Below are 11,866 nucleotides of genomic sequence, written 5' to 3'. Positions count from 1 at the left end.
TTGAGCTTGGCGTGCTCCGCTTCGATGTCCCGCAAGCGCTGCACATCCGAGGCCCCCATGCCGCCGTACTTGGACTTCCACACGTAGTAGGTCGCTTCGGAAATGCCGAGCTCGCGGCGCACATCCTTTACCTGCCGGCCGCCTTAGACCTACTTCAACGTCGTGACGATCTGGCTCTCAGTGAACTTGCTCTTGCGCATTTGGGGTCTCCATGGGGCTAGTTTGCCCGGAGACCTCTAGTGATGGGTGGAGTGAGCTTAAGGGGAGTCAACATTACCACACCTGACTCCGGCGGGCCTCGCCGCTACCTGCAGCGAGGCCACCGGTATCACCGTCGATCACTGAGCGGGCGTAGGCCCCTTGACGGCCGTGATGAACCCGTCCAAACGAATATGCTTGGCGTAGGCTTGCTGCACTTCGGATGCTGAGAGCTCCAGATAGTGCTTGGCCGCCACCATCGTTTCATCCAGAGGCTGGCCACGCTCTGCGTAGGTCAGCAGCTGTTTACCGATGCTGTCGAAGCTTGATTCGCCCAACGACGCCCGGCGAATCAGCAAACCTTTGGCGCGTTGCAAGTCGGACGTCGACGCGGGTGCGCTCTGCATTTGCTGAATGTCTCGAAGAACAATGGCATGTGCTTCGCGCACCTTGCTTGGATCGGCACCAAACGAGACGGTGTAGCGCCCACGGCGCTTGTCCAGATCAAACGTGCTGTCCACCGTATATACCAACCCCGTGGTATCGCGCAGATCCCGATACAACCGAGACGCGTAGAACCCGCCTCCCAGAACCTGATTGCCGAGGGTCAGTGCATAGCGAGCGGGATCGTTGTATGTAACGTCGATCATCTGCGCCATTCGCACACTGTCTTGCACGGTGCTGGCATCGGGTGTGTGCAGGTCGGCCGGCTTGTTCCCTGGTACAGCGGGATAGTCCGCGTCGGGTTTCTCCGCCTGCGCCCGCCACTGGCCGAAGGTCTTTTCAACCACCGCCTTGACCTGCTCCGGTGCCACATTGCCCACCACCACCAAGGTGGTCATGTCCGGCCGGAAGGTCTGGTGGTAGTAAGCCTTCAATTGCTCATAGCGCAGCCCCATCACGCTTTCCGGCGTGGCGTAGCGCAATTGAGGGTCGTGTGCGGGCAACAGCGCCTTATAAAGACCTAATTCATCAAGAAAAGCGGGGGACTGGATCACGCCCGCCCAAAGCCCCGCCTGCTGACGTTGAATGAGCGAAAACGCCTGTTCGGGAAGAGCGGGGTGGAGTTGATTCTCGGCCAGCAAGGCCATGCCATCGGCAAAGTGTGTCGACGGGACGCTGAGGGAGAATGTCTTACCCGCCGCCTCCCGCGCACTGATCATGTCAAGGGCTTGTTGGAACTGCAGGCGATTAAGTCGCTCGGTGCCAAATGCGAACAGGCCGTTGAGCACTGCATCGACGCCATCCTGTCCAGGGGCCGCTTGCATATCCGCGTTCGTCTGCACCCGGCCTATGACCTGAACCACATCGCTGACCGATTCAGGCTGAACAATGAGCTTCAGCCCATTGGGAAGCGTGTAGGACGCGGGATGCAGCATGGACTGGGGCAATTCCAACTTGGCAAACGCCTGCTCCGCCCAGGGTGGCAGCGCCACGGCTTTGTCAGGCGCATTGGCAAAGCTCTCTGCACCCATCATCCCCTTAGCCTGACTTGGGTGGCCGCTTTTTTCCGGCGTCAGCACGGCAGTGATGGCCTGAGCAGGATCGAACGTCGCCTTTGCCATGGCGTTCACCTGGGTGGGCGTCACCGCCCGGATCGCCCGCGCCAAGGCGTCGGGCGACTCCACACCACTGACAACCAAAGCGCTGGACCAGGCATTGGCAAGCCCTGCGACGGAATTCTTGCTCGTTTCCATATCTGCGAGTGCCTTGCGCTTTGCAGCATCCACCAAGGCCGGGTCGATGCCCTTCTGGGCAGCCTCCATGAGAATGTCCTGCATCCGCTTCAGCACTGGCTTGGCGTCGCCACCGGCAGGGAAGATACCAACCGCCAGACCAATGCCCGCCTCGGGCATGGGGTTCATCGCAAACCCGCCAAAGAGGGCCTTGCCCTCCATGCCCATACCAAAGAGTTCCGCACGCTGCGAGCCCAAGGCGCCCGCCATCACCACTGCCGTGGCGTAGTCCTTGGATTGCGCACCGGGCAGGCGATACGCCAAGTACACCGAACCGTACGGGCTATCGGTCGGTAACGACACGGTCTTGGCCTTTACTAGGTCAAAATGAAACACCGGTCGGGTGGGCAAAGTCTTTTGCGGAATGTCCCCGAATTCCGCCTTGACCTTCGCCAGTGTCGCATCGGGGTCGACATCGCCAACGATGACCATCACCGCGTTATTGTGGGCGTACCATTGGTCGTGAAACTGCTTGATGGACGCCGCCGTCGTTTGATCGAAAGATTCTTTCGTTCCAAGCGGTGAATGAGCGTACGGCGTGCCAGCGAACATCTCGCCTAACATCTCCGTGTAAAACTTGAAATCAGGGCTGGATAGGTCGCGTGCAACCTCTTCCTTGATCGCACCGCGCTCCTTGCCCCATTCGGCATCGGAGGCATTGATGCCACGCATGCGCTGGGACTCCAAATGCAGTGCCACATCTAAATCCTGCGAGGGCGTCACGAAGAAGTACTGCGTGCTTCCTTGCATAGTCTGCGCGTTGAACGCACCGCCCATGTTGGCCGCAATCGCCGCCAACTGGTCCTTGGATAGATCCGGGCTTCCACGAAACATCATGTTTTCGAGGGCATGCGCTGTGCCAGGGGCATTCGGCGGCGCTTCATCCGATCCGACGAGATAGTTCACTTGCGTGGTCACCACCGGCGCCAATGCATTTCTTACCACCACGACACGGAGCCCATTGTTCAAAGTAGCACGCGCGATTTGAGCGTTACTCGTTGCTGCAAATGTGGGACTAATACCCACCATCGCCATGGCAACTACCAGCAATTTCTTCTTGATCACTTCATTCTCCGTGAGGGTGGGCGCCCGGCCTGAGAGCCCGGCGATCTTGTTAGTCTTAGGTGAGGCTGCGACGGATCGGACACTCGCATTCATGCCCTAGAGCGCGTGCCCGTCATGCCGCCGTGGATCGACATCAGCTGAGCCGGCGACCACGACAGCTACCCGATCATCGGATTTCCAGAGCGTGCGAAATGAGGAGGAACTGCTCCCTCACTCCCATTTCCCGAGTAGCTCCCAGGCTAGGCAACAACAATGACGGCAAACGCGACATATCGTATTTTGTATAACTAACATATTTTATTTTTCGTACCTGGTGATTAGCCATTGCTGGAGCAGCGATACACCTCCGTTGACGATCCAGTAGAGCACTGTGCCTGCTGGAAAGAAGGCAAACATGACCGCGAACAGCAACGGCATTATTTTCATCATCTTCTGCTGCGCCGGGTCCATGCCTATAGGCGCGGGCGATAGCCATTGTGTGGCCGACATGATCAGCACATAGAGCAAAGGAAGTACAAAGAATGGGTCAGGTGCAGAAAGATCACGAATCCACCCAATGAACGAGGCTTGTCGTAGTTCCAGGCTTTCAGAAAGGACGCGCATCAAGCCGATGAATACAGGGAATGTGACGAGAATCGGCATACAACCCGATATCGGGTTGACCTTCTCCTTCTTGTACAGCTCCATCATGGCCTGCTGCATCTTCATCTTTTCGTCGCCGTAACGCTCCTTCAGAGCGGCAACACGTGGCTGCAGCTTGCGCATTTTGGCGCCGGAGCGGAACTGCGCGGCGGTAAGCTTCCACAGCGCGCCCTTCAGCAGCAGCACAAGCAGGATAATCGCCACGCCCCAGTTGCCGCTGATTGCGTGCAACTGCGACAGTAGCCAGTGCAGCGGCTGCGCCACGATCGTGAGCCAGCCGTAGTTGGTGGTAAGATCGAGACCCGGCGCCACTTGTTCCAGCGTTCCCTGCAGTTTCGGACCCACGTATAAGCGCGACGCAGTGATGAGGCTCTGGCCAGACGCCACATTGAGCGAAGGATCGCACGAATCAGGTACGTCGGCTGCGCGGCTTCTGGATTAATCACACTGGTGCTGTAGACGTTGGCGTCTTGCACGGACGGAATCCACGCCACGAAGAAGTAGTGCTGCAGCATCGACGCCCAGCCACCCGTGATGGTGTGATTGAGCGGATTCTTCTGGAAATCGGCGAACGGTAAGGTGGTAAGCTTGTCTTCCGGGCTGTACCACGCCGCGCCATAGAAGCTGTGCGAGGCTGGATCGCTGAAATTTTGCCACCAGGTTTTCTGTTGTGTAGGCGCCGCGCGCTGTAGTTGCTCGCAGGCATTGCCCTGCCAAGCGACGCTACCGTCATTATCGATCTTCTGATTGACGTTAACCACGTAGCTTCCACGCCTCAAGACATAGGTCTTGGTTACCCTGAGCCCATCTGCACCGGCCCAGTTGAGGTCCACCTTTAATTCATCCTGATTCTGGGCCAGCGCGTAGCTGGTGCGCGAGGCATGGAACATGGCGCGATGATGGGGCGCATTGCCTTGGGTGCTCACCAGACCGCTCTGCGCAACGAAGTAGTCCGCGCGTTCATCACTAAGCAGGCGCACCGGTGTCGGGTCAGAATCCTTCTTGGTCCACGGTACCAACGGGTACTTAAGCAGTTCCGAACGTACTACGTTGCCGCTACGGGTATCTACGGTAAGGCGCAGCAGATCGGTGCTCAGCGTGACCAACTGCGCCGATGATTCGCTCGTAGTACCTAGCTCAACCGAGGGAGGGAGGGATAATGCGGCGGCACCTGCCCTACTGATTGCCGATATAGCTGTTTTCTCGTTCGCACTGCCGGCTATCGCAGATTGCGGCTGAAGGGCGTAATCCTTCTCCCAAGCATTCCATAGTAGATAACCGACAACAATCAAGGATAGGGAGAGGAAGGAACAAAGTTACCGCATCGCATTGAAACTCTGCCATGTTTGCGCATCTAACTACTGCACGAAGGAAATAAAAAGTTGCTGTGCTACGCACAGCAACTCAAAGAAATGCTTCTGCTAGAAATGGCCACCACGTTCATGAACCGTGGCGGCCACTTCAAGTCTGGTTTACAGGAGGAGGCAACCAGCCACAGGGGTGGTAAGTACGTTTGCTGGCAGTGACGGAGAAGCCAATCCCCGCGCCCCCAACAATCGCACCAAGGAACCAGCCGATCACATGAACCACGTCATTAGTGCTTGGATTCAATAAACCGGAAAGAACAATCAGAAACCACGCAAATAGAACGGCTATCAACCAAAAGTTCCGAGGAAACCACTTGTGATACCGCAGCGCTGTCCCGGCCAGCCATCCAAACAGCGATAGAATGCCACCCGAAACCCCACCGAACGCATCAAGGCGAGCACTAGCTGGAAGGCAACTGACAACGAAGACGGGAATTATCAGTCCAATCAAGAACACCCAAAGGGTCGTCGCTCGCTTTGAAATGACAGACGTAATGCTGGCCGCAATCACCAATGCAACCGTATTTCCAGCCCAATGGGGCAAGCCAGAATGAAAGAACGGACCGATAAAATATCGCCAGGGTTCAATCTTCGCTTTGTCGAACACCAGCCCGTATTTCAATATGAACGATTCGAACCCACCTGCCTCATGAATGCCGGCAAGCTCAAGCAATCCGCTCACCATCATGACAAAGATGACAGTAGGAACCACATAGGTCCTTTGGAGATGCATCCAAGAAATGAAGCGCGCAGTGCTCTGAAGCACCGGCAGCGTTCTGAATACTATGAAATACTGTGCCGCAATGAATAGTAATGTCACCACCATTGCCAACGATGTCCTGATAAAATAGGGCACTGGCTTATGTAGGTAGAACAGAAACGAGGCAAAGAGCATCGCAGCGACCAAGCCAAGGAGCAGCTTGTATTGCAGCAGCATCCTCTTTTGAGTGGTCACTGTTAAATCAGGAATGCAAACCGGGGGAAGGAGGTGCGTGGAGCTTGGCGAGGAAACCAGAATGGAATCCCATGGGTTCCACTGGCGAGTGGCCTTTATGACTTCGGCCTGGCCACTAGTTACTTTTCCAAATGGGGGTCGCCAAAAGGCCCACTTGCCATTTGCTCTTGGAAATGCGCTGTCAGTACGCCAGGTCATTTGTTGCTCACAGGTAGTTGTTCAGGGAGATGCCCGAGAACGGGCACCTCTTTTCTGGAACGGCTTAGTTCTGGTAGTAGCCAACCAGGAGGCAGGCACCACCGACGAGCAGTCCAAAGCCACCTGTCGCAACCGTGCCGCAGAGGCCAAGAGCGATGATGGCTGCGCCACCTTCAGAGAAGGAAAGGCCTGCACCCGACACTTCGTTCACATCCTGCATACTGAGTTCCTGCATCGTTTATTACTCCTAAGTTGCATGGGAAAGCGCCCCTCATGCTAGCGTTCGCCCTTTATCGGCGATGAGATCGTGCTTTTAAATCGTTGTAGACCTACTTTCTCTAAGCTCCACAGTTCTATCTGCGGCGGCGATAGTTTCCGGGCGATGAGCAATAACGATGCGCGTCATATTTAGAGACTTCACGGACGTATTGACTGCTTGCTCGCGCTGCACGTCCAAATGACTGGTCGCTTCATCAAGCACCATTAATTTTGGTTCTCGATAGAGTGCTCGAGCGAGAATCACGCGCTGGCGTTGACCGCCGGAAAGCGCGGCCCCCATGTCGCCAACAAGGCTTTGGTAGCCCATCGGCATCGCCATGATGTCTTCGTGAATGGCCGCAAGCTGTGCGGCCACTACAACCTTTTCCATCGACACCATTGGATCGAAGAATGCGATGTTGTCGGCAATGGAGCCGGCAAAGAGCTGGTCCTCTTGCATCACCGCACTAACCCATTGGCGATAGGTGTTGCTGCCAAGCTTACGTATGTCGATGCCACCGAAACGTACCTCGCCTTCAACCGGCTCCAACAGACCCAAGATGATCTTCGCCAACGTGGTTTTGCCGCAGCCGCTCGGGCCAGTAATCGCGATGGACTCGCCCGGATTGAGACGCAAACTGCAATCCTTGATCACCCACGGCTCGTTGTCGCCGTATCGGAAGCTGACGTTACACAGTTCAAGGCGCGCCTCCGGTGGCGGGCCTTGCCACGCAGCCTGCCTCGTTGCCTCTGGTGTACTTAGTGCGATATCCGCAATGCGCTCGGCATGCAGTCGCAGCATGCGAAAGTCTACGGCCTTGTCTATCAAACCAGCCGCGCGACTGTTGAATTGGTCTGCGTAAGCTATGAACGCAATCAACATGCCCGCCGAGAACTGGTTATCCAGTGCGAGCCTGGCCGCCAACCAAATCAGAGCCACGCGGCCCATGCCGAACATCAACTGATTGCCCAGCGTGAAGGCGATAGTGAGCCGCTGAATGCCGATGTCGCGATTGGTGGTGGCCACCGTCGCGTTGGCATAGCGGCTCAGCCGCTCCTCTTGCTTGTTCGCCAGCTTGATCGGCATGGCGCCTCGGATCGATTCCAGCAGTTCGCTTTGCTGACGCGCGGCATAGACGATCTGCTCTTCGTTGGCGCGGCGCAGCGGGTGAAAGAACGCCCAGCGCGCCAGCCCATAGACCACGAACAGCCCCGTCACCAGGCACGTCAAGCTGATGCTGTAAAAGCCCATGACGACCAATGTCACCAGCGACATCACGCCATCCAACAACGAGCCGACAAACTGCGTGGTGAGGGTGCGCTGGATCGTCTGGATCGAGCCGAAGCGGGAGACCACATCGCCCACATGGCGCTTTTCGAACCAGTCCAGCGGCAGGCGCATGAGGTGGCTAAACAGATTGCTGGCCCACTGCACATTGAGGGTGGCGCCCAGCCAGGTGACGGCCCACGACCGTGCGGCGGTGATCAGCGACGAAAATAGCGTGATGCCCAGGAAGCCCAGCCCCAGGAGGGTGAGCAGGTCGTGATCGGCCGATACCAGCACCTGATCCAGCACCCATTGCAGATAGAAGGGCGTGGCGAGCGCCAGCACCTCCAAGGCGAGCGCCAACAGCAGTATCTGGACGAGCGCAGGCACCAAACCACGGACGCGACCGGTCAGTGCGCGCAGCGAGACAGTCTGACGCTCGGTGATCGGCGCGAAGTCAGCGGACGGGCTCAACTCCAGGGCGACTCCCGTGAAGTGCTCGGACACCTCCCGCAGACTCAGCCGACGCACGCCCTGTGCCGGGTCATGCACCACCACACCGTCGCGGGTGACCGCTTTGAGGACCACAAAATGCGTGAGGTCCCAGTGCAGCAGACAGGGGCATTTGAGCTGCACCAAATGCTCCAACCCCAGTTTCAGAGGGCGGCAGGCCAGGCCGAGTTGCCCCGCCATGGTCATGACGCCGGCCAGGGTCACGCCTTTGAGCGACGTGGAGAAGCGGCGACGCAACCCCGCCAGGTCGACATCGTGGCCGTGATAACTTGCCACCATGGCCAGACAGGCCAGACCACATTCCGCCGCTTCGGTCTGCAGCATCATCGGCAAGGGACGCGACCATCCCCATTGCAGCGCCGCACGAATGCTCGGCCGACGCTCGCTCGCCGGGTTCGCCGTACCGTCAGCCATGGGGGCTCGCTCCCAGCAGACGATGCCCGATGCCGTACAACGGTTCAAACACCCATTCGATCAAACGCCGCTTCTCCATCAGGATATCGGCGTCCAACGTCATGCCCGGCTTGACCGGTTCGGTGGTGCCGTACGCCAGTACCTGTTGCCGATCCAGCGTGACCTCGATGCGGTACAGCGGCTCCTGGACCTGTTGGCCCGTTAAGGCGCTGGCCTCGGCAGGCGTGAGCGCGCTACGGGAGATCTCGCTCACCGTGCCGTAGTGCTGACCGAACTTTTGATAAGGAAACGCCTGGTAGCGCAGCACCACCCGATGCCCCGGCTCGATGAAGCCGATGGCGCGACTGGGCACGAGCAGTTGCGCCTGCAACTGCGAGCCCGAGGGCAGGATGGACAACAGCGACTGCCCTGCCGTGGCCATCTGGCCTTCCTTCAACAACACCGTGGACACCACACCATCGTGCGGCGCGCGCAGCACCACGGCGCGCTGCGCTTCGTTCTGCGCGATGGACTGCTGGACGGTGGCCAGCTGGCGTTCGGTGTCGTTGCGCTTGCTGGCGGCATCCAAGGGCAGCTGGGCCAACTGCTGCTGGGTGGCCTCCAGTTGCTGGCGCGTATCCAGTTGTTGGCGGACCAGCGTCTTGTACTGCGCCTGCGCATCGAGCACGGCGGTTTCCTGCTGCTGAATCTGTATCACCGACACGTAGCCCTTGGCGGCGAGCGGCCGGATACGATCCAACAGTTGCTGATTGCTGGTGACTTGGTGTTGTTGAATGGCTAACTGCCCGTCGATCTGGGTCAGCTGGGACCGCAGCAAGGTGATCTTGGTTTGCAGTGCGCCGCGTTGTTGCTCGGACACGCTGGCTTGCGTGATCAGATCCGCCTGCAAGCCGGAGCGCTGGGCATCGAGCTGTTGCCCGACGAGCTCGTGGGTATCCCCCAGCGCGGCGCTGTTTTGTTCACTGGTCAGTTCCAGCAGGGCATCGCCGGCCTTGACGGTTTGCCCCTCCTTCACCGACAGATGGCGGAGCGTGCCCGCGTTGGGCGCCGTGATCGTGAGCAGTCCCGCACTCGGCAGGAGCTGACCGGTCACCGTTTCGCGACGCGTGTACTGACCGAAGAAGAGAAACAGCAACAGCGTCATGGCAAGCGCCACCGCCATGCCGGTGATCACCCAACGCGACAGCGGTGCCGCGACGATGATGGAACCCAGCCAGTCCTCGTGACGGGCTTGGATGACTTCCTGTCTGAACAGCGAACGTCCTGTCTCCAACGCCTTCCCCGACTCGCCGCCTTGGCTGATTCATAGGTAGCGCTGATAGCGAGTCCAAGGGAATAGGACGTGACTCAAAATGCGCTCGCCTTTTGACCTTGTCATGCCCCACAAAAAAGGCCGCCCTTCCTATCGCGCCTACTGGAGGGAGGTGCGATAGGAGGGCGGCCAGGCTTCCACGTCTCAAACACAGACGTTTCAACCAAAGGAGTCGTTGAAACGCTGCGACTTAACCATCCCTCACCTATTAAAGCAAATCAATAAGACGATGCTTAATGGGGTCGATCTTGTTTGGACCGGGAGAGGGTGAACAGGTGTGCGTGGGCATCGTTGACAGGTGCTGGCCTACCGCTGAAGTCTGCGTCACCACGATCGGCACGCTCACCCAGGCGCGCGGCACCGGACATGTAGGCTGGATGGTTGATCATCGTGAGCACGCTCAGTGCCCGCGCATTGGAGTGCTCACCCAAGGCTACCCCACGATCAGTCGGCGATAGCACATCAAAGACGTCGTGCACAAAGGCCTTTGGCACCGCTTCAGTTGCATGGATGCCGTGCACAAAAAAAGGGCCGGCTTGCGCCGGCCCTTTCGCCTCCCGTCGCTGGGCGGCCACACTGGCTTAGAAGTTGTAGTTGAAACCGGCGTAGTAGGCGCGACCGATGGCATCGTAGAGACCGCCACCGAAGGTATTGCCGAAGATGTTGACCGGCGGATCGCGGTCGAACACGTTGGTGATGCCGACATAGCCCTGCCAGCCGCTCTTGCCGAACGTATAACCGGCCTTCACATCGTTGAAGAAGCCAGCCCCCGCCCTGATCGGCGTCAGCTGGTACGGGTTGGACGCATAGCTCTCGTTGCTCACGCGCAGCATCGAGGAGAAGTAGCGCATGTTCCAGTTGATCAGCCAGTGGTTCATCGCGTAGGACGTGCGCAGCACGCCCTTCCACCTCGGGAAACCCAGCGTGCCATTGTCCTGCACCGTGTTGGTCGGATCATCCTGGAACGGGTGCTCGGTGAAGGCGATGACCTTGGTCACGTCCAGATTGAAGGTAAGCTTGCCCGCACCGATAGCGTGCGAGTAGTAAGCGCCCAGGTCCACGCCCGAGGTGCTGAGCAAGGAGATGTTCTGGTTGATCGAGTTGATGAAGTTCAACTCGTGATCCGGACCACGCAGGGCATTGGCGCAATACACGTTGTTGATGCCGGTGGTGGAGTCAACGCAGTGGTTGGCGATATCGGTTCCGCTGGGTGCGCTAATGGCGTTGGTCAGCTTGATGTTCCAGTAGTCGGCGGTCAGTCCGAAACCGGGGAGGAACTCAGGCGTCAGGACGATACCACCGGTCCAGGTGCGCCCCTGTTCCGGCTTCAGATCCGGATTGCCGCCCGAAATACCGGCGATCGTGGCGCTATTGGTGGCGGTCCAGCCGGCAGGAATGCCCAGCGCCGCGCAGTTGGCGGTACGCACGGCCTGGTTCGGCGCATTCTTCAACTGCTTCACGGAGCACGGGTCGGTGATGGTGGAGAAGTTCTGCGACTGGCCGCCGAACAATTCGCCGATGTTTGGGGCACGCACGGCGCTAGACACGGTGCCGCGCAGGCGTTGACCCGCGATACGCCGATCCTGCTCGGGGGAGCAATGGATAACATTATAGACACATCGATGTATCGGCCGCACGCGTGCGTGCCATACCTTGTCGGGTCGCGCCACACTTGAGCGATGAGAACCGTCACCGACCGCCCGCGCCCAACGACCCGTAAGCCACGCCTCCTGCTGGCAGACGAACATCGTTGCGTGGCCGAAGGGCTGGCCAAGGGGCTGGCTCCGCTGACCCGCCGCGTGGTGATCGTGCACGAGCATGCCTCGCTCCTTGCGCATGCCCTCCACGGTGAGGTCGACGTGATCGTGAGCGATATCACCATGCCCCAACTCCAGGGCCTGGACGCGTTGCGCGAGCTTCGCCGCCGGGGCTCGCAGGTAC

The 11,866-nt window shown here is 58.7% G+C and carries 9 protein-coding genes and 1 pseudogene; 1 reads left to right on the top strand and 9 read right to left on the bottom strand.

Annotated elements, in window-relative coordinates; genetic code table 11:
* From ABIC75_RS22920 to ABIC75_RS22875, 9 genes and pseudogenes are all read right to left on the bottom strand, one after another.
* Nucleotides 1–200, bottom strand: a pseudogene (locus ABIC75_RS22920) (transposase); the annotation flags it as partial.
* A gap of 138 nt (nucleotides 201–338) precedes the next feature.
* Nucleotides 339–2,999, bottom strand: coding sequence for a M16 family metallopeptidase (locus ABIC75_RS22915; RefSeq protein WP_354016201.1), 2,661 nt, complete (start codon nucleotides 2,997–2,999; stop codon nucleotides 339–341).
* A 297-nt stretch (nucleotides 3,000–3,296) separates the two neighbouring features.
* Nucleotides 3,297–3,839 (bottom strand): membrane protein insertase YidC, encoded by a 543-nt coding sequence (gene yidC / locus ABIC75_RS22910; protein WP_436407975.1) that lies wholly within the window; start codon nucleotides 3,837–3,839, stop codon nucleotides 3,297–3,299.
* A complete protein-coding gene (gene yidC / locus ABIC75_RS22900) occupies nucleotides 3,815–4,933 on the bottom strand; it encodes a membrane protein insertase YidC (protein WP_436407974.1) in 1,119 nt (372 codons plus the stop codon). Before yidC (ABIC75_RS22900) ends, yidC (ABIC75_RS22910) begins: the two co-directional genes overlap by 25 nt.
* Before the next feature lie 169 nt (nucleotides 4,934–5,102).
* Nucleotides 5,103–6,161 (bottom strand): rhomboid family intramembrane serine protease, encoded by a 1,059-nt coding sequence (locus ABIC75_RS22895; protein WP_354016200.1) that lies wholly within the window; start codon nucleotides 6,159–6,161, stop codon nucleotides 5,103–5,105.
* Nucleotides 6,162–6,225: 64 nt separating this feature from the next.
* A complete protein-coding gene (locus ABIC75_RS22890; RefSeq protein ID WP_354016199.1) occupies nucleotides 6,226–6,396 on the bottom strand; it encodes a hypothetical protein in 171 nt (56 codons plus the stop codon).
* Between the two features lie 78 nt (nucleotides 6,397–6,474).
* On the bottom strand, nucleotides 6,475–8,613 hold the full coding sequence (locus ABIC75_RS22885) for a peptidase domain-containing ABC transporter (protein ID WP_354016198.1): 2,139 nt from the start codon (nucleotides 8,611–8,613) through the stop codon (nucleotides 6,475–6,477).
* Nucleotides 8,606–9,886, bottom strand: a complete 1,281-nt coding sequence (locus tag ABIC75_RS22880) for an HlyD family secretion protein (protein ID WP_354016197.1) — start codon at nucleotides 9,884–9,886, stop codon at nucleotides 8,606–8,608. The genes ABIC75_RS22885 and ABIC75_RS22880 overlap by 8 nt, the downstream gene beginning before the upstream one ends.
* A gap of 620 nt (nucleotides 9,887–10,506) precedes the next feature.
* A complete protein-coding gene (locus tag ABIC75_RS22875) occupies nucleotides 10,507–11,673 on the bottom strand; it encodes a TonB-dependent receptor domain-containing protein (protein WP_354016196.1) in 1,167 nt (388 codons plus the stop codon).
* A 6-nt stretch (nucleotides 11,674–11,679) separates the two neighbouring features.
* Between ABIC75_RS22875 and ABIC75_RS22870 the strand changes: the two genes are divergently transcribed.
* Nucleotides 11,680–11,866: response regulator (locus ABIC75_RS22870; RefSeq protein WP_354016195.1), on the top strand; the 187-nt coding region annotated here is incomplete at its 3' end.

Origin of the sequence: Dyella japonica (genome assembly GCF_040545895.1) — a bacterium.
Classification (GTDB): domain Bacteria; phylum Pseudomonadota; class Gammaproteobacteria; order Xanthomonadales; family Rhodanobacteraceae; genus Dyella; species Dyella japonica_D.
Note: the sequence above shows the minus strand (reverse complement) of the source record. Positions and strands in the feature narration are given on the sequence as shown.

Coding starts and splice junctions, on each gene's coding strand:
- ABIC75_RS22875 (WP_354016196.1), bottom strand. CDS start 11,673: ATGTTCGTCTGCCAGCAGGAGGCGTGGCTTACGGGTCGTTGGGCGCGG.
- ABIC75_RS22890 (WP_354016199.1), bottom strand. CDS start 6,396: ATGCAGGAACTCAGTATGCAGGATGTGAACGAAGTGTCGGGTGCAGGC.
- ABIC75_RS22895 (WP_354016200.1), bottom strand. CDS start 6,161: ATGACCTGGCGTACTGACAGCGCATTTCCAAGAGCAAATGGCAAGTGG.
- ABIC75_RS22885 (WP_354016198.1), bottom strand. CDS start 8,613: ATGGCTGACGGTACGGCGAACCCGGCGAGCGAGCGTCGGCCGAGCATT.